We start from the raw sequence: 17,734 nt of genomic DNA on the forward strand, positions 1-17,734 counted from the left end.
TTAAAAACCTAGATTATTTTACATCATAAGCCGGTAAATTTCAACTTTTACAAGATTTTGCGAATGCCCTGATAATGAAAAAACAGCTGCCCCTCGGCAGCTGTCCTTCTTGTTATTTAGCAAACTCTATTTTTGACAGAACGCCCTTCCAAGCAAGAACGGATCGCTTCGGCATTCAATGCCATCATTGCCAAACGTGTTTGAATGGCCGCACTTCCGATATGGGGAAGGACGGTCACATTCGGCAAAGTCAGAAGCGGATGGTCTAATGGCACCGGTTCCTTTTCGAAAACGTCCAGACCCGCCTCCCCAAATTTTTTCAGACTTCAATGCCTCGTACAGGGCTTGCTCATCCACAATGCCGCCGCGTGCTACGTTGATCAGGCATGCCGTATCTTTCATGAGTGAAAGTTCGCGTTCGCTGATCATTCCTTTTGTCTCTTCTGTAAGCGGCGTCAGAATGACGACGAAATCCGAGTTTTGCAGAAGATCATCGAGTTCAGCATATTTTACATCTTCCAAGCTTCTTCTTGTTCTATTGTGATAAAGGACATTCATGCCAAACCCTTGACCGCGCCTAGCCACCGCTTCTCCGATCCGCCCCATGCCGATAATCCCGAGAGTGGCACCGCCGACTTGCTGCCCTGCCATGCCCATAGGCGACCACGATTTCCAATCCCCAGAGCGGACTGATTTTTCCGCTTCAATAATGCGGCGCGCTGTCGCCAGCAGCAATGCAAATGTTAAGTCAGCCGTCGCTTCTGTTAGAACTTCAGGTGTATTCGTGACCATTACTCCGTGTTTCCGCGCAGCATCCAAATCGATATTATTATAGCCGACTGCTAAATTAGCAACGACTTTCAAGTTTGGTGCGGCTTCAAAAACTTCCTCATCAATCTGATTGGACAACATTGCCCATAGCGCATGCGCCTCTTTTACCTGATTTATGATCTCTTCTTTAGGAGCGGAAGTTTGATCGTCGTGCCACATTCGGACCTCATAAGAGTTCTGTAATTCTGCCACTGCCTCATCCGGCAATTTTTGTGTAATATAAATGATCGGTTTCATACAATACCTCCATTTTTTCTATTATCAAACAATTATAGCAACTAAAAAAACTGCCGGCAAACGCCAACAGTTTTCCCAATATCTTCAATCCATTTCACGAGTTCTTATTTTTTTGAAATAATACCAAACTACTGCAATCGCGAAAAGAGCAATTGCAGCGTACACCACATTTGAATAGATATCCAATTGTTTTAAAATCGCTTCCCGGTTATCGCCAACCGCTTCTCCGACAAATACGAGTACAGTATTCCAAAGCAAAGTTCCAAGTGTGGTAAAGGTAAGGAACAGCCATAACTTCATATTGGACATTCCAGCAGGAATGGAAATCAGACTGCGCACGAGCGGAATCAGACGTCCGAAAAAGATGGTCCAAATTCCATATTTATCAAACCAGTGATCTGCCCGGTGGATATCTGATTTTTTCACTCTTAGCCAACTGCCGTATTTTTCGACGACTCTTTCTAAACGCTCCACATCTACCAGCAGTCCTACTCCGTATAAGATGACAGCTCCTACTACCGATCCTGCTGTGGAAGCGAGAATAACACCCAACATCGTCATATCGGTCGTAGTTGTCATAAATCCGCCTACTGTCAATATCACTTCAGAAGGAATGGGAGGAAAAACGTTTTCCAGCATGATCAGCAGGAATATCCCGATATATCCATAATCCGACATGATGCCTGTAATCCATTGCTCCATTATTTTGCCCCTTTTATTTTATTTCTTTAAAGTTCATCTTGATCGACCATAACTCCGATCGGCTGCCGGTACGGATTGGCGGACCCCAAAATCCAAAGCCTGAGGAGACCAAAAAATGGGTGCTGCCTATTTTCCGGTAGCCGTAATCCAATTCGAAAACTTTTCGGGTTATCAAATGGTTTGGCCACATCTGCCCTTTATGAGTATGCCCGGAAATATGAAAATCTACACCCACTGGAATCGGCGTTTTTAAATCGGAAGGCGTATGGTCCATGACGATCCAAGGCAATTTCTGACCCGGTTTTAATAATTCCAGCGCGCGGCGCTTGCCATTCGTCCGATCTTCCCGCCCTGTAATATAAAAACGATCCGCCACTAAAATGGTTTCATCCCGCAGAATTTTCACGCCTGAACTTTCCATCAACCGCTCAAGCAATGGGATTTTCTTTCCATAATATTCATGATTTCCAAGAACGCCATAGACACCGAGTTTAGATTTCAATTTATCCATTTCCTCTTTCATTCCGTAGCGGGCATACCAAATTGGATCATCATCGACCAAATCGCCAGCCAAGAGCACCAAATCCGGATTTAACCGGTTGGCTCTATCTACAAACCGTTTTAGATGCCGCTTTCCGGATAGTACCCCTAAATGGAAATCAGAACCCACGACAATCTGCAGGGGCTCCTGCTCCGGCCCTTCCACTTCAATTTCCAATTCCCGGAGAACCGGACTGTAAGCGAGATAAGAACCGATGGCAAATATAGCAGCAAACAAAATCGCTACTGAGGTACCCAGGATGAAAACTTCATTATCCATATTGATCAATAAGCCGATAATATTGGCCAACGGAATAAGCAGAATCGCGTATTGCAAAAATGCAAACCAGTAAGATCCGATGATGGTAAATGCCAGCCATCTATGTCCGAGCCTGCCGATGAAAAAGCTGAATGCGATGAGCAGCCAAAGGACAGAAAATAGCCCGATATTCATCCAGGGGGCGATGGTTTCCACCCATAGGTATACATTCCAGCCTAAGTAGACCACTAACAGCAAATAGATGCCGAGCGCTCCTATAATAGAACTTGCTATTTTCATACGAAGTTCCTCTCTTCTTTTTATATAGAAGCTATTATAGCATCTTCCCCTTTATTCAGCCTTGCTGAGAAGCAGCTAAGCCTCAAGTCTTAGTCAAAGATGCAGTCAGGGACCGTGTTGCGAAATTCAGACCCTTGGTATGATTAGGGTACAAATTGAGAGGAGGAGTTAAATTGAATAAGTTTTGGATGATTACACTCGGCGCTATCGCCGGCATTATCGTACTTTCCAATCTCGGCGCTATTGTGGGATTGGCTATCTCCGGATTGATTCTTTACATGGGCGTGCATTATTACTTGAAAAGCACGTCAACAGCAGCAAAAGTTTGGTGGGGCTTTGTCGGAGCAATCGGCGTTTTGTCTGCCATCTCGAATGTACCGGCATTGATCGGCGTTGCCGCAGCATATGGTCTATGGATGATTTACCGCAAATGGAATGAACAACCCGTAACCGTTGCTAAAACAAATGATCCGTTTACAAATTTCGAAAAACAATGGAATAAGCTTTCAAAATAAGGAGGAATAGAAATGACATCAATATGGGAACGTTTTAAATTTGCAGTCGCAACTGACATGGATGCATTAGTATCAAAAAAAGAGGAAAAAAACCCACTCGCTGTGTTGAACCGCTACATCCTAGAAGCAGAAAAACAGACAACCGATACCGGGAAATGGGTGGAACGCCAAGCCCAATTAAATGTTAAACTGGACAAGGAATTGGAAGAAGCAACAACAATGCTGCAGAAACGCCAATCTCAGCTTGAATTGGCCCAAGCTTCCGGAGAAAATGATTTATCCGTTTTCGCCGAAATGGAAGTGGCAGCTTACTCAAACCGGGTGTCGGAATTGAAGCGCAGCATCTCAGAGAACTTGGAAGAATTGACGGTTCTTGAACAGCGCTACGAAGAAATGAAACATAAAGTGAAAGACATGAAAGTCAAACAGCTCCAATTGATGGGGAAAGAAAATGCAACACGCGCCCATCATCAAATGGATAAAGTGCTAAATCCGGAACTCGCTGCAGAGCGTCTGGGCTCCTATGACGATATGGCTTCCTACATTAAAAACCTGGGAGCCAAAGTGGAACAAGACCATGAACGTTCTGCCATGGAGCGCCGCTTGGAGTTATTAGAAAAAAACAGCGCACAACAAAAGGAAATTGGTTAAACTAAAGTGAGAAGAAGATTACTTCTTCTCATTTTTCTGCTACAAAGAAGGGGGCAAAAACTGCGATGCGCAATTTAACTACTAACAAACAAGCGTTTTTCATCTTAAGCGCTTTATTTCTCATATTCGTGGAAGCTGCATTTTTCCAAAATGGCAGCGTGTTTTTGGTTCTTCTTGGTATCGGACTGCTCTATTATGGAATGAAAAAAACCACGAAATCCAGAAAATCGTATATCTGGACTGGCTTTATCTTGATCGGCATCTCTGTTTTGTCCATGTGGAGTTTACGCCTTCTCGTTTTCGGCGTAGCCATCTACTTATTGGTCAAGCTTTGGAAAGGTGAAGAATGGGAGCAAACCGTTCCGATTCAAGGGATGGTCGATAAAGGGCTCATCCAAAACAAATTCTTTTCGGCTCAAAGCACCCCGATTGAATCTTACGAATGGAAAGACATCCACGTTCAAGGGTTTGTCGGTGATTTGCTGATTGATGCCACGCAAACCGTCTTGCCTAAAAAGACTTCTGTCATTTCCGTGCGGCAAGGATTCGGAAAAGTGAAAGTCATTCTTCCCTACGAAGTTCCCGTCCGTATTTTCTATACGACATTGCTCGGGGAAGCACGCTTTTTCACCGGAAGCAAGCAGCGTATCTGGAACGGCACTGTACACGCGGAAGACGGTTTTTCAGAAGATGATAATCGCACAGAAATGATCGTCACCATCACCACCTGGATGGGAGATGTCGAGGTGATCCGCCGATGAAAAAACTTGTGCCGCGCAGTTTATTTTTCACCGCATTATTTGCAGCGATTATCTTCAGCATTTTGATCGTCTTGCTTGGTCTTCCTTCTGTTCAAACCTGGTCAGTGCTATGGGAAGATTTTGTAGCCGGCCTTCCATTCGGCATTTGGCTTTTGGTCCTGATTTTGGCTTTATCCGGCGGCATTGCCTGGTGGACAGAATCGTTGTCTCGTTCCAAAGTCCAAGAAGTCGAGGATATCTTCCAAGCTCTCTTGAGAAATGAAGACCAAACGGTCATTGAAGCGGCCCATATGAAGACGCTTCCTGCAAATCTATCAAATTCCATTTTAAAACTGCAAAAATTGCTGGAGTCGCAGCGAAGAAGTTTGACGCGGATTTCGAATGAACGGGCTGAAACCCAAGACAAGCTGATCCAAGAACGGCTCGTTATGGAGCGGCAGCGCCTTGCCCGGGAATTGCATGACTCGGTATCACAGCAATTGTTCGCCGCATCCATGCTCTTGTCATCGATGACTGAACAGGACAATGCTTCGCCCGGCTTATTGCAGACCGAAAAAATGGTCCAACAGGCTCAGCTTGAAATGCGTGCTTTGCTCCTCCATTTGCGGCCGGCTGCCCTGCACGATAAAAGCTTGCGGCGAGGCTTATATGAACTCGTATCTGAACTCAAAGAGAAAGTCTATTTTAAAATTGAACATAAGCTCGAAGAAGTTCCTTTGCAAAAAGGCGCGGAAGACCATTTGTTTCGTATCGCCCAAGAAACTTTATCCAATACACTGCGCCACTCCAAAGCGACCGAAGTCCATATCTTATTTATTGAACGTGATGATTTTGCCATTTTACGCATACAGGATAACGGTGTCGGTTTTGAAAGCGAGCAGTCGAAGTCCACTTCTTACGGATTAAAGCATATTGAAGAGCGGGCGATTGAAATTGGGGCCATCAGCAAAATTGTATCCGTACCTTCTGAAGGAACCATTGTGGAAGTGAAAGTCCCTATCGAAAGGAAGATTTCCAATGATCCGAATCTTATTAGTTGATGACCATGAAATGGTGCGCATCGGCGTCTCCGCCTACCTTCAATCCCAAGCGGATATGGAAGTTGCTGGAGAAGCTGCCAACGGCGAGGAAGCCGTCAAAATGGCCTTGGAACTCCGGCCTGATGTTATCTTAATGGATATGGTTATGCCGGTCATGAATGGCGCCGAAGCGACGGAAGCCATCATCCGTGAATGGCCCGAAGCGAAAATCATGATCGTGACCAGTTTCCTCGATGATGACAAAGTTTATCCGGCTTTGAAAGCGGGAGCTGTCAGCTATGTATTAAAAACATCGAAAGCTTCACGCATTGCCGATTCCATCCGCGAAACGATGAACGGAACTTCTGTGCTTGAACCGGAAGTCATGAGCAAGATGATGAAGCAAATGCGCCATGACCGGGTATTGCATGAAGAACTGACAGACCGCGAGATGGAAATTTTGCTGCTTCTGGCAAACGGCTACACAAATCAAGAAATAGCCGATCAGCTATTCATCGCTTTAAAGACTGTCAAAACCCATGTCAGCAACCTCCTCGCAAAACTGGAGGTCCATGACCGGACCCAAGCAGTGATTTACGCTTTTCAACATAAGCTGGTCTCACCGCCGAAATAAGAAACGCCGCCTGAATCCCAGGCGGCGTTTTTCCTTACAGGCTATTAATCGACACAATCACTTTGAACAAATCTCCATCCACTTCAATTTTCATTTCCCCTCCGTGCAAGTCTACAATGGATTGGGCAATCGCTAAGCCAAGCCCCGACCCTTCCGTCTGCCGCGAGGTATCTCCGCGTTTAAAGCGTTCAAATAATTCATCTGTATTTTCTCCCAGCTCATAACGCGTAACATTTTTAATCGTAAATTCCGCTTGGCCATCCCGGTCCTGCAAGTTAATATAGATACGGGTTCCAGGCATCGCATATTTAATGGCGTTCAGGATTAAATTATCGAGTACCCGCCACCATTTTTGTCCGTCTGCTTGCACGTAAATTGGGTTCTCCGGAGAAGTGACGCGGAAATCCAGTCCTGATGCTTCGATATCTTCTGCATGCTCTGCCAGCGCTTGGTGAAGCAACTGATTCAGATCGAGGCGTGTACGGTTAAGTTCCATATTGCCGCTCGCCATTTTCGAAACTTCAAACAAATCTTCAATCAAGGTTTTCAAACGCTGGGATTTCCGGTCCAGGATATTGGCGTAGGAAAGCCGCTCTTCTTCCGATAAATTCGGTGTTTTCATCAAATCCGTGTAGGTAATGATCGAAGTCAGCGGCGTACGGAGATCATGGCTGACGTTCGTGATTAATTCGGTTTTCAGCCTTTCGCTCTTCGCTTGTTCAGACATCGATAGCCTGACGCCTTCTTTCAGGCGAGTGAGCTGTCGGGCATGGTCGGCTAAAGGCGAACGGCCTCTGACGGGAATATTTTGATTTAAACGGCCGTCTGCCATTTCAGCCGTATCCGCATCAAAATATTCAAATACCCAAAGCGGTTCATCGTAAACAAGAGAACGGGTATGCCGATGAAAAGCGTCGTTGGGATCCAGATAATGATGACTTCCCGAACAAAGACCATTGCCATCGTTCCCATTCCCCATGTGAAAACAACGAACAATAAAATCAGCATCTGTATGCCAATGGATTTCTTCAAAAATGCTTGGCTCGCCGTTTTAAAACTATTGAAAAGTGAACTGTTTTTAATATCATGCTCTAAATGCTGCCAATCTTTATAGAAATTCAACATCCAGATAACTTGAATAATAGCTAAAGCGATAAAGGCTATAGCCAGGATAAATTGCCATACCAAACTGCTGCCGTAGCGGAGCATATTATCAGACCAGGAATACTGCAGCGTATTTATAAATTTCCCGCTGCCATACGGCAAAGCCAGAAACACGGTCAGAACCAATAGGAAAAGGCGTGCTTCTAACGGCAAGTTGCTCCATTTTCCGTTTAGCGGCAGATCTGTAAACCAGACTCTGTTGAAAGGCAATTTGGTCAATAGCAGCACAATCCCGCCCACAGCGAGTCCCGCCATTACATACAACATATATTTCGTGAAAATAAAATGATCAAACAGGCTGCCATTAAAAGATTCACTTAAAAGCTTACGGTCGATTTGTATAATTCCTTCAAAATTCGCATCTGATAAAGGAAGTTCAAATTCCGTGCTCTGGACTTCACTTCCGTAGAAGTACTCGGAATCCATTGAAAGAGGATTGCCAGGCGTGTATTCTTTCTTGAAATAAGGATTGTTTGTCAATTCCCCTTTTTCAAAAGTCTTGCCTGTATCTAAATCGATTAGATTATAAACAAAGTAATCGTAGTCTTCCTTAAAGGAAAGTTTTTGCCGGTTCAATTCCTGGATGGTCTTCTCCAATCCATTTTTCCGTTCGGCAATTATTTTTTCTTTAACGATATTGTCATCTGCAAAATTGCTGCGGATCGCCTCTATTTTAGTGTCGCGTTCCTCCGTTAAAATCTTTTCTACACTGCTGTTTCCATTTGCAGTTGCTTCCTCGATATCTGTTGTATATTGATTTTGGATGCTTTGGATTTGTTCACTTAAGGTACCATAACGCGTTCGGTATTCTTCAATCTGCTCTTGTGTAACAGCTCCTACGTCTTCTGCATCCAGCGGATCCAATTCCAAAGCAATCAAGCTATTTTCAAAAAAGGAGAGATCGTTGTCAAAATCAATAGTGTCAAGATAGGATTTGCCAAAATAATCTTTTCCTAATTCTAATACACTAAAAGAAGCGACTAAAATAATTGCCAAGGTGATGAGCCATATCCACTTCTTCAATTTAAGCATCTCCTTTCGATAAGGAACGAAGAGACGCCATCAAGTCCGCTGCAGGAAAATTCAATAACAAGTCAAAGATGAAGGATAAACAATAAGCCAAACTGAATAGCGCGATGATAACTGCGGCGATCGACCAAAAATCATTTTTCAATTTTGTAGCCAACGCCCCACACCACCTTCAAATACCTTGGATTCTTTGGATCTGTTTCAATCTTCTCCCGGATTTTCCGGATATGCACAGCGACAATATTTTCTGCATTGTATGCCGGTTCGTTCCAAACCCGCTCATAGATATCATTGATGGAAAAAACACGTCCTGCATTCGCCATCAATAATTCGGTTATTTTAAATTCAATCGGAGTCAATTTTATCGAGTCTCCGTGCAAGGTCACTTCTTTCGATTCTGAATCCAGAATCAGTCCATCAATTTCAATCCGCTGCGCTTTGTCTTGGTAAGTCCCTAGCTTAACGTAACGTCTGAGTTGTGATTTAACCCGGGCCACCAACTCCATCGGATGGAACGGTTTTGTCACATAATCATCCGCCCCTACAGACAAGCCATGGATTTTATCCGAATCTTCGGCTTTAGCGCTCAACATAATAATCGGGATATTCCGCTGTTCCCGAATTTTAAATGTAGCTGAAATGCCGTCTAATTTAGGCATCATGATATCCAATATGATGACGTGGACTTCATGGTTTTCTAAAAGCTCGATCGCCTCCAGGCCATTAGCAGCTTTAAGGACTTGATATCCTTCATTTTTTAAATAAATTTCAATGCCGTCTCGAATGTCCTGATCATCGTCTGTGACCAATACTGTAAAAGGAGCCATCAGTTTCACCTCTTCCATCTATAGAGTTTATTGTACTGTTCAATTCTTAAGCCAAGCTCAGGAAAAATATGAAGAAATTCTTAAGAAAAGCGGAGCCGCCTTGCAAGCCGCGACAAGCGCTGGAAGTCTTATCGAAAATGGCGCCTTTTGCCATTGCAGGTAAGACTGAAGCGACCTCGAGCGGCTAGGCGGCGGAGTCTAGACATTAAGAAAAGCGGAAGCGCCCGGTCAGCCCCGACAAGCTTAAGACAACCAGTGACGGAAATTTTGATTTCCAGAGCTGGATGGCTTAAGATCTCGAGCGGCTGGGCGGCGAAGTCTGGATAGTAAGAAAAGCGGAAGCGCTGCTAAAAATGAGGCTTATTAAACTGAAGCTGAAACTTTCCGTTTGCCAATAGTTAAGATAAGAATTCCGCCTAATAATAGAGACACCCCTATCCAAGCCGTATTAGACAACACTTCCCTGACGATGAAAACGCCGAGAATAGCAGCAGTCAGCGGTTCTGCTAGAGAAAGCGTAACTGCTGACGAAGAAGGGATTTTTTTCAAGCCAGTTGAAAATAAGATATAGGAAATACTTGTTGCCCCAATTCCCAGATAGGCAATAACGCTGAGATTTACAGGGTTACCCATGTAAGATACATCCAAAAATAATAAAAATGGGAATAAGAAACACGCACTTATCGAGAAAATAATAGCGACGGCAGGAACAGCTTCCATTTTCCTTAAAGCGCTTTTACTGACCATTGCATAGCCGGCAAAAGCGGCGCCAGCTCCTAAAGCCAAAAAGACGCCTGATAGACGGATCGTAGAAGATTCACCGTTTATAAACAGCAGAATAGAGCCTATAATGGCAAAAATCGTTGCAAAAACCCACACTCGGTCCGGCCTGCGCTTTAACACAATCCATTCAATCATTCCCGAGAATACTGGTGCGCTCCCGATCGCTACTACTGTGCCGACAGCCACTCCGGTAGATTGAACTGCCGAAAAAAAGAATGGCTGAAACACGGCCATAGCTGCCGCAGACAGGAAAACTGCCTGCCAAGGAACTTCATGAAAAACGATTTTCTTAGCTGCAACAACAACTAACAATAGGGTAAAACCGCCGATTCCGAGCCTCAAAGCGCCGATTGTCAGCGGATGTGCTGCCCCTTCGATAAAACTTTGAGCCGTCCCCGTAGTTCCCCACAGCATAGCGGCCAGCAATACATACATATAGGACCGAAAATTCATCCAAAACCCTCCTGATTGCTTGCTCTTATAAGCTAGCTTACACGAATTCTAAGATTTGAGATACCACCTTTCTTCTATTATAATTAGAAGAAAAAGAGGAGATGATCATATGTATATGACAGTCCCGGAAACTGCCGCGTTTTTATCGATGCCTGAAGAACAAGTCAATCGCTATGTATTAGAAGGCCGTATTCGTGCAGTCCATGACGGTGAACAGTACTTGATCAACACCTCCCAATTCGAAACGCATTTTCAGCAATTGGAATTAGCCAAGGCAGAATTGGCTGAATGGCGGGCAACGCCTATTCCGGATGATGTTGATATTAAAGATGAGGACTGACATTTGCCTATGAGAAAAGCATCTCGCCGCAGCGGCGAGATGCTTTTTAATTGGATTTCTTCAGCAGGTTTACATGGTCAGTGGTCCCATCTTCACCTAGAATAAATTGCAATTCATAATCATCGACATGATAGACAATATTGGTTTCTCCCGTAGCAGAGATGGTTCTTTCCTCTTCCGGCTTACCGATTTCTTTCCTTAAATCTTCTTTCGTGATCCCGCCTAAATTCGTCTGTCTTTCTACATTTGTACCAAAATACCGTGCTTCTTGCATGACATCATTTTCATCATATTTAATTTGATAAGAAGCTTGCCCCATCGAACCATGGTAAAAGTCAAATTCCCCTGCCTGCTCTTCGGGTTCAGCGATTTCTGCATAAACTTCTTCACGTGTGCTTTCCCCTACTGTAAATCCAGAGGCGAAGCGGTAAACCATTCCTTGTTCAGCGTCCTTAATAATACCTTTCAAGGTTTCAATAGCCATTTGTTTTTGCTCGTCCGGGATTTCTTCACCCGCTGATCCAGTTTCTTCGTCGTTAACCTCTGCATCTTCTGTTTCATCCGTGTCGCCAGCAATCTCATTTTCTGAAGGCTCAACTAAATCCGTTTGTTCCGCTTCTTCAGCAGCTTCAGTATCGTCCGGCATCTCTTCTGCACTCGTTTCTTCTGGCTTGATGTCTGCTTTATCTCCAGCAGCTTCATCGGAACAAGCAGCTAAACCGATTGCCAATACGGCCGCTGCACCCATAGTGAAAAATTTAATACGCAAAGCGTCCACGCCCTTTTATTAGAGTAACTTCCATTACATAAATAGACGTTTCAGCTAACAGAATGTCTCATTACCATTCAACTTAATGAAAATAAAAAACAGGTTGTAAATTTCACAACCCGTTTTCCAGCTTATTCTTCATTTAAAGCGGATACCGGACAAACTGTTTCTGGCTATCGATTGATTTTTTATTTTTTTCAACCATTCGTTCGAAATTCATTGCAGTCATTTTTTCATAATCTGCATGTTCTGCCATGTCCAAGTTCCGTAAATTCTTTTGCAGCATGTCAATGTTTTCAGCAATGCCTTTAACGAATTTCTGTTCTTCTTTCGTCAAACGGTCCCATCCGTCCTGCTTCTCCAAATAAGCGGCAAAAGAACGGATCTCTTCATTTTTTTCGACTAAAGTATGAAGAGTGGTGTATTGATACATACTCATCCGGTTCGCCGTTTGCTGCGTTTTGAGCACGTCTTCTTCGGTAATTCTTCCGATTTTCAGCGCTTCATCATAATAATTTTTGTAAGCCCTTGTGTCTTCGTTGAATTTTTGCTGAAGCTCCCATAGAACAGTGAAAGCTTTCTGTCCTTCGATTACTTTCGAATCTGTTGTGGAAACTGGGATGTTTAAAGGATTGGTGTAATATTCGGTCGGGATATTCAGCCGTTCTCCACCAGCATTCAATATGCTTGAGCTCAAGTCTGCAAATAACGAAAGATTTGACTGTGCTTCCATCGCTTCTTCTCTCACTTCATCGCCCGTACTGACATAAGCCGTACCAACGACTTCATTATTTTTAGTGAATCCACCCATATAATACGGTTTTCCATTTATTTCCCAATAAACAGGATTTACGAATGCGCCTTCCGTCCACTTTTTATGTTTTTTCACTTTTTTCATTAACAGTTTAGTCGTTTGATCATCCATGGTCGCCTTCATCTCCTTTGGTTGTCACTTTCTAGATGATAACATTAACCGAATAGTGCGTTCCAACCTTTAGAAATAGCTCCGCCCACTTTCGATGCGGTATTTTTGATGCCGTCCCAGTTTTTCGCTACATAACCGGTCAGTTTTGATGCTCCCCAAATAGCAGCACCGGCCACTACAAGTCCGGCTCCAATTGCTTGGCCGCCAGGAATCGCTGCAGCTACTCCACCGGCACTCATTAATGTAGATCCAAGGCTAGCAGTGGCATCCGTCACAGCTACTGTACGGTCCGCACCTGTCGAATTGCTGTCTTGGAATACTTCAATGGCATTGGCAGTGTTATTGTAAGTATCAACCGCTCCAAAAACGGTTCCCACTGCTGCTGTCGCCACGTTCAGTTTTCCAAGTGCTCCCATTGCCGATGATCCGGCTTGTGCTGCACCACTCATTACCGAACCGGCAGCTGAAGTATTAGTCGCGATATTCGTTCCGGATGTAAGCGTCGAAATAGCGCCTCTTGCATCCTGATAAACATCGACACCATCTGATACATCCGAAGCAAAATCGAGAATTGGATTATCAATTCCAAGCTTCAATCCGTTTAAAAGTGTTGAGCGCAGGAATGAATTCGTGCTGCCGCCCATCGTATCTGCAGCATCCGCATTAAAAGATTCCGAAGCTAACTCTACTTGCCCCAGAATGACATCATTGCCGATATAGCTTGCAACATCCCAAGGCGTCGGTGAGTTGGAACTATCGTTATTCCCACCTTCTCCGCCATTGGTGCCATTGCCAGACGAACCATCGCCATTGGTGCCATTTCCGTTAGTTCCATCTCCGTTCGATCCGTTGCCGGATGTCCCATTTCCATTCGTCCCATCTCCGTTTGAACCATTGCCGGTTGTGCCGTCTCCAGAGGTGCCATCACCCGTGGTGCCGTTCCCGCCAGTTCCGTCTCCTGAAGTTCCGTTGCCGGACGTCCCGTCACCGTTCGTGCCGTTGCCACCGGTGCCATCTCCATTCGTCCCGTCGCCTGAAGTCCCATCACCCGATGTTCCATCGCCAGTTGTTCCGTCTCCTGAAGTTCCGTCGCCCGAAGTGCCATCTCCGTTTGTACCGTTACCGGTAGTTCCGTTGCCGTTGGTTCCGTCTCCTTGCCAGCTTTCGCCATTCGTTCCGTCGCCTGACCAGGTATCACCTGACCACGTATTGCCTTCCCAAGGTGTTCCTTCCCACGTATCGCCCGACCATGTGTCACCGGACCACGTATTTCCTGTCCATGGCTGAACCGCAAATGCGACAGAACCGAAAAATGATTGGGCTACGATGAGCAGAATTGCGGTTAATGCAAATATGCGTTTGATCGTTGATTCCATTTCTTCCCCTCCTTTAAACGTTTATTAATCTTGCATAGCCATATCTTGATGATCGATAGAGAACAAACTTAGCTCTTCTTTCCACTTCAATACAAAAGATGCCAAGATCAAATAAAACAAAGGCAAAAATAAGGTATTCAAAAATATATGGCAAATCGCAATAGCCAAGAAAGAGTTGGTTATATCCAACACCAATGCCTGGACGATTGCTGAAATAATAAACTCCCCAAATCCAAAACATACAAGCAATAAGATTATTTTCCAATGCGGCCGTTTAAAAATCCGGCCGCTTTCCCGTATTGATGACCAGACCGATTGATTATCGATAATCGCAAGGACCGGAGCCATGACCAGAATGGCTAATAAAATAACGCCCGGTACGACGAATAACGCAAACCCAATTGTCACCAATAAACCGGCGGCTACCGAAAAGACAAAATAGTGAAAGCCTTTTAAAGAGAATTGAAAAAATGCCTGCCTTAAGGGCCGATCATGTCCAGTTTCTTCGAAATGCCAAAAGTATACGAATGGCACGAGCGTAAAAAAGAAAAGAATAAACACAATAAAAGCTGAATAAATATCTCCGAAACCAAACATTGCACCGTTCGTTGGTGTAATAGCTAAAATGTAGTTTGATGCAAAAAATTGCAGCAAGATGATCGGGAGCTGGATAAATAAGACCAACAGCAGCAACCGTTCATATTTTTGTCCGAAAAAGCTGAATGCTGAGCGAATCGGATGTTCCATTTTAAAACCTCCTGTCATTTATGATTGCTGAAGCTGTGCCAAATGATTTTTTCTCATGAATGGCAGAGCGAGCCCCACTGCTATTGCCGTAAACGGAAAGCTCCCGTCACTGAACAGCCATTCCCCTACAGTTACCGGAACAAATATGGCATAAAAGAAAATCATCAATACCAAGTAAATTTTTCTCCACTTTTTTCTTTCTTCATTTTCCCACTCCTATTCCAACGAATACGTTCTGCCTTCCCAACCCGCCAATTTCTGGACAAACATAACCTCTGGCCCTTTGGAAGATTTGGTTAAGTTTTTAACAGCCCCGGCAAAAAATCCGTTATAGCCAATTGCACTGGCTTCTTTAGAAGATTTAACGACAACCTGTCCGTTTTTCAAAAACAGTCATTTGTGCGCCTGCCAGTTCTCCTCCATTTGCGAGAATTGTATTTCGAGCACTTTCTTTCATGGAATTGATCCATCGGTATTCCATTTCGTCATTCATCATTTTTTTAAGCAATCCACCGCCCAAACCTTTATCCATTTCACTCGCCAATACCCGGTCAATCGCTTCATTTTGGATTTCATTTAATGAGTAATCCGCCATTTCACCTGACAGATTGTCCACTTCTTTTTCGATAAGTTCAGCTATGCTATCTTCTTCCTCAGCAGGCGCAGCCTCTTCCGGGGGCTCTGCTTCCCCGCCTTCTTCAGCTTCTTCCGCTAACATTTCCTTCAGCTTCATTTCATAATCTGAAATGAATTCCGGGAGATCCTCATATAAAGCTGCAGTTGCAGCTAAAGCCGCTTGCTGGGAAGTGGAAATGGCCTGCTCTTTTACGATTAAGGCTCCAGCCAAGTTAAGGATGAGCACAAATAAGATAATCATGACGCTTAATATGCCGATGACGAATAACGCGATATTGCCCTGTTCGTTGTTTAAATAAAATTTGAACTTTTTCATTTAATCACCTTGCCTGACGTATCGGCAGTGTATGAAAAAGTAGGTTTTCCTCCTGCAAACATGCTAGCCGGAAGAAATACAAAATCAATATTGACGCTTACCGATGCAGTGAAATTATTTGATCCTGAAATTGGTGCACCTGCAAAACTGATATAGCTGCCCCCCGCATCTACAATATTTTGTGCGGCATTAGTCGCTTCTCCCACATCCGCCGTGACAGAATAAACTTTCGCTGCTTCGCTGGCTGCTGATTCCGCAATCATCAAACCATGGAATCCGGCAATAAACTGCCACGCGATCATCATTACTGAAAATACGAGAGGGACCATGCCCAAAAACTCGATAGTTGCGGATCCTTCTTCATTTTTTATTTTTCTTTTCATGGCTACCACCTCAACTAATAGACTCCGCTTTTCCGGCTTATCTTGCAGGGGGCCGCACGTATAAGCCGGAAAAAGGGGAGTCCCCTTTTTACTGTCATTCTGCTTCATCTGGGTATTTGTCACTGATTTGCTTCCGCATTTCATCCAGGCCTTTTTCTTTCACTTCGTTTAATTCTGAAACGAGCGGCCCTTTTGCTGAATTTGCTACATCACTGATGTCATACACTTTTTTCTCGAGAACGCTTTTTTGATCCCAGTTGATATAACCGGCTTCCCGTAAATAGCGCAACCCTCTGTTCAATGCCAATTCTTGCTTCAAGGCAGAAGCACTCCAATTATTTTCAAATTGTTGAATGGCTAGCCAGCTGTCATTGCTTGCTTTTAAAACATCCAGCTCGGAATTCTGTTTCCAGCTCTTCCAATTTTTCAATACTTCTTCAGACTGGTTAAATTGCTCGGTCAATTGCTTGCCGTCTGCCACATTTGAGAAGATGCCTTCTGCTGCTTTAGCGACTTCTTTCAATTGCTGCTGTGCTTCGGCGTCCGCGTTAAAACCGATGACATTGATGATGGGTGCTACATTACTGGCCGCTAGCGATTTCGCTACAGCTACCGGATCTCCCTCGCACGTTTCAATGCCGTCGCTGACCATGTAGATCAAGTTTGTATTTGTTTTACTGTCCAGCCCTTCAAAACTTGCCTGAGCCGATTCCAATGCCCCGGCAACCGGAGTCCATCCCGCAGGTTCAAACGTGTTTAGCGCCTGTTCGAACTTCGCTTTATCATATGTTCCGCGTTCATATACTTCATCAATAGCTGCGCATGATGCCGCTTTGTCTTCTTCGGAACCTGTGCCTTCATGTCCATAGATCCGCAGCGATACATTCGCTTCTTCAGGTACTTCTGCCATGAAATTGCGGATGGATTCCTTCGCGAGTTCCATGCGGGTTTTGCCCCCTACATAGTTAGCCATGGATCCGCTGGCGTCCAAGATGACTTCTACATTGTAATTTTCTTTAAAAGCAAAACGTTCATCCGCTTCCGGTGTTCCTGAAAGTGCAAACTCCAATTGATTCAGTACATCTTGTGGATTCTGGAAATCATAGGCGACCAAGGAATAAAGATAATTGAAATATAAATCCATTTCTTCTTCTGAAGCATCTTCTTTTAGAGGCGGCACTTCTCCGAATGCTTCAAAGAATGCAGGCTCAATCTCTTCTTCATCTCCGCTTGATAAATCCAAATGACCGATTTTCCCGACAGGCTGGCTGATTAAGTCTTGATCGGTCTCCGGCAAGGCAATTAAATCCTCTTCCGAAATAGCCTCTTCCAGACCTGGCTCTTCTTCGGCTTTTTCTGTGGATTCAGCCGCTGTATCCTTGTCGGCTTCCGCTTTGGTTTGTTCTTCAGTTTCTGCTGCTTTTGGTTCTTCAGGTTCATCTTGTTGACAGGCTGCTAACCCTAGCACAAGCAACGATGCCACCAATACCTTGCCTAATTTCATCGTATGCTCCTTTCGTGATGCGTATTCATGCAA

The 17,734-nt window shown here is 44.4% G+C and carries 21 protein-coding genes and 1 pseudogene; 6 read left to right on the forward strand and 16 right to left on the reverse strand.

Annotated elements, in window-relative coordinates:
• Positions 1-116: 116 nt before the first annotated feature.
• From L0M13_RS14605 to L0M13_RS14615, 3 genes and pseudogenes are all read right to left on the reverse strand, one after another.
• Positions 117-1,068: pseudogene (locus L0M13_RS14605) on the reverse strand (2-hydroxyacid dehydrogenase).
• A gap of 84 nt (positions 1,069-1,152) precedes the next feature.
• Positions 1,153-1,770: a DedA family protein gene (locus tag L0M13_RS14610; RefSeq protein WP_235197182.1), complete on the reverse strand. Its 618-nt coding sequence runs from the start codon at positions 1,768-1,770 to the stop codon at positions 1,153-1,155.
• Between the two features lie 13 nt (positions 1,771-1,783).
• Positions 1,784-2,869 (reverse strand): metallophosphoesterase, encoded by a 1,086-nt coding sequence (locus tag L0M13_RS14615; RefSeq protein WP_235197183.1) that lies wholly within the window; start codon positions 2,867-2,869, stop codon positions 1,784-1,786.
• A 173-nt stretch (positions 2,870-3,042) separates the two neighbouring features.
• Here L0M13_RS14615 and L0M13_RS14620 point away from each other — a divergent pair, with 173 nt between their 5' ends.
• The 5 genes from L0M13_RS14620 to L0M13_RS14640 all read left to right on the forward strand — a co-directional run bounded on the left by L0M13_RS14620 (position 3,043) and on the right by L0M13_RS14640 (position 6,449).
• Positions 3,043-3,384, forward strand: coding sequence for a lmo0954 family membrane protein (locus L0M13_RS14620; RefSeq protein WP_235197184.1), 342 nt, complete (start codon positions 3,043-3,045; stop codon positions 3,382-3,384).
• Positions 3,385-3,396: 12 nt separating this feature from the next.
• Positions 3,397-4,035 carry a PspA/IM30 family protein gene (locus tag L0M13_RS14625; protein WP_235197185.1) on the forward strand — a complete coding sequence of 213 codons (639 nt, stop codon included), beginning with the start codon at positions 3,397-3,399 and terminating at the stop codon, positions 4,033-4,035.
• A gap of 65 nt (positions 4,036-4,100) precedes the next feature.
• Positions 4,101-4,796, forward strand: a complete 696-nt coding sequence (liaF, locus tag L0M13_RS14630) for a cell wall-active antibiotics response protein LiaF (RefSeq protein WP_235197186.1) — start codon at positions 4,101-4,103, stop codon at positions 4,794-4,796.
• Positions 4,793-5,836 carry a sensor histidine kinase gene (locus tag L0M13_RS14635; protein ID WP_235197187.1) on the forward strand — a complete coding sequence of 348 codons (1,044 nt, stop codon included), beginning with the start codon at positions 4,793-4,795 and terminating at the stop codon, positions 5,834-5,836. Before liaF ends, L0M13_RS14635 begins: the two co-directional genes overlap by 4 nt.
• The gene (locus L0M13_RS14640) at positions 5,814-6,449 is read left to right on the forward strand and encodes a response regulator transcription factor (RefSeq protein WP_235197188.1); all 636 of its coding nucleotides are present in this window, start codon (positions 5,814-5,816) and stop codon (positions 6,447-6,449) included. Before L0M13_RS14635 ends, L0M13_RS14640 begins: the two co-directional genes overlap by 23 nt.
• A 34-nt stretch (positions 6,450-6,483) precedes the next feature.
• Here the strand turns inward: L0M13_RS14640 and L0M13_RS14645 are convergent, their stop codons facing one another.
• The 5 genes from L0M13_RS14645 to L0M13_RS14665 form a co-directional block, all read right to left on the reverse strand.
• Positions 6,484-7,281: a sensor histidine kinase gene (locus L0M13_RS14645; protein ID WP_235197189.1), complete on the reverse strand. Its 798-nt coding sequence runs from the start codon at positions 7,279-7,281 to the stop codon at positions 6,484-6,486.
• Positions 7,263-8,636, reverse strand: a complete 1,374-nt coding sequence (locus L0M13_RS14650; RefSeq protein WP_235197190.1) for a hypothetical protein — start codon at positions 8,634-8,636, stop codon at positions 7,263-7,265. The genes L0M13_RS14645 and L0M13_RS14650 overlap by 19 nt, the downstream gene beginning before the upstream one ends.
• A gap of 1 nt (position 8,637) precedes the next feature.
• Positions 8,638-8,799: a hypothetical protein gene (locus L0M13_RS14655; protein WP_235197191.1), complete on the reverse strand. Its 162-nt coding sequence runs from the start codon at positions 8,797-8,799 to the stop codon at positions 8,638-8,640.
• Positions 8,777-9,469 carry a response regulator transcription factor gene (locus L0M13_RS14660; protein WP_235197192.1) on the reverse strand — a complete coding sequence of 231 codons (693 nt, stop codon included), beginning with the start codon at positions 9,467-9,469 and terminating at the stop codon, positions 8,777-8,779. The genes L0M13_RS14655 and L0M13_RS14660 overlap by 23 nt, the downstream gene beginning before the upstream one ends.
• Positions 9,470-9,832: 363 nt before the next feature.
• Positions 9,833-10,705: an EamA family transporter gene (locus L0M13_RS14665; RefSeq protein ID WP_235197193.1), complete on the reverse strand. Its 873-nt coding sequence runs from the start codon at positions 10,703-10,705 to the stop codon at positions 9,833-9,835.
• Between the two features lie 109 nt (positions 10,706-10,814).
• Here L0M13_RS14665 and L0M13_RS14670 point away from each other — a divergent pair, with 109 nt between their 5' ends.
• Positions 10,815-11,045, forward strand: a complete 231-nt coding sequence (locus tag L0M13_RS14670) for a helix-turn-helix domain-containing protein (RefSeq protein ID WP_052650566.1) — start codon at positions 10,815-10,817, stop codon at positions 11,043-11,045.
• Between the two features lie 46 nt (positions 11,046-11,091).
• On the opposite strand, the gene L0M13_RS14675 is transcribed toward L0M13_RS14670, so the two are convergent.
• The 8 genes from L0M13_RS14675 to L0M13_RS14710 all read right to left on the reverse strand — a co-directional run bounded on the left by L0M13_RS14675 (position 11,092) and on the right by L0M13_RS14710 (position 17,701).
• On the reverse strand, positions 11,092-11,814 hold the full coding sequence (locus L0M13_RS14675; RefSeq protein WP_235197194.1) for a YjgB family protein: 723 nt from the start codon (positions 11,812-11,814) through the stop codon (positions 11,092-11,094).
• A 142-nt stretch (positions 11,815-11,956) separates the two neighbouring features.
• A complete protein-coding gene (locus tag L0M13_RS14680) occupies positions 11,957-12,739 on the reverse strand; it encodes a hypothetical protein (protein WP_235197195.1) in 783 nt (260 codons plus the stop codon).
• Positions 12,740-12,783: 44 nt separating this feature from the next.
• Positions 12,784-14,115 carry a hypothetical protein gene (locus L0M13_RS14685; protein ID WP_235197196.1) on the reverse strand — a complete coding sequence of 444 codons (1,332 nt, stop codon included), beginning with the start codon at positions 14,113-14,115 and terminating at the stop codon, positions 12,784-12,786.
• A gap of 24 nt (positions 14,116-14,139) precedes the next feature.
• Positions 14,140-14,862, reverse strand: coding sequence for a hypothetical protein (locus tag L0M13_RS14690; RefSeq protein WP_235197197.1), 723 nt, complete (start codon positions 14,860-14,862; stop codon positions 14,140-14,142).
• A gap of 18 nt (positions 14,863-14,880) precedes the next feature.
• Entirely contained in the window at positions 14,881-15,036 is a 156-nt protein-coding gene (locus L0M13_RS14695) for a hypothetical protein (RefSeq protein ID WP_235197198.1), read from the reverse strand.
• 187 nt (positions 15,037-15,223) lie between these two features.
• The gene (locus tag L0M13_RS14700; RefSeq protein ID WP_235197199.1) at positions 15,224-15,814 is read right to left on the reverse strand and encodes a pilus assembly protein TadG-related protein; all 591 of its coding nucleotides are present in this window, start codon (positions 15,812-15,814) and stop codon (positions 15,224-15,226) included.
• A complete protein-coding gene (locus L0M13_RS14705; RefSeq protein WP_235197200.1) occupies positions 15,811-16,320 on the reverse strand; it encodes a TadE/TadG family type IV pilus assembly protein in 510 nt (169 codons plus the stop codon). Before L0M13_RS14705 ends, L0M13_RS14700 begins: the two co-directional genes overlap by 4 nt.
• The gene (locus L0M13_RS14710; RefSeq protein WP_235197201.1) at positions 16,292-17,701 is read right to left on the reverse strand and encodes a VWA domain-containing protein; all 1,410 of its coding nucleotides are present in this window, start codon (positions 17,699-17,701) and stop codon (positions 16,292-16,294) included. Before L0M13_RS14710 ends, L0M13_RS14705 begins: the two co-directional genes overlap by 29 nt.
• Between the last annotated feature and the right edge of the window lie 33 nt (positions 17,702-17,734).

The sequence above is a fragment of the Planococcus sp. 107-1 genome, assembly GCF_021513255.1.
GTDB lineage: Bacteria > Bacillota > Bacilli > Bacillales_A > Planococcaceae > Planococcus.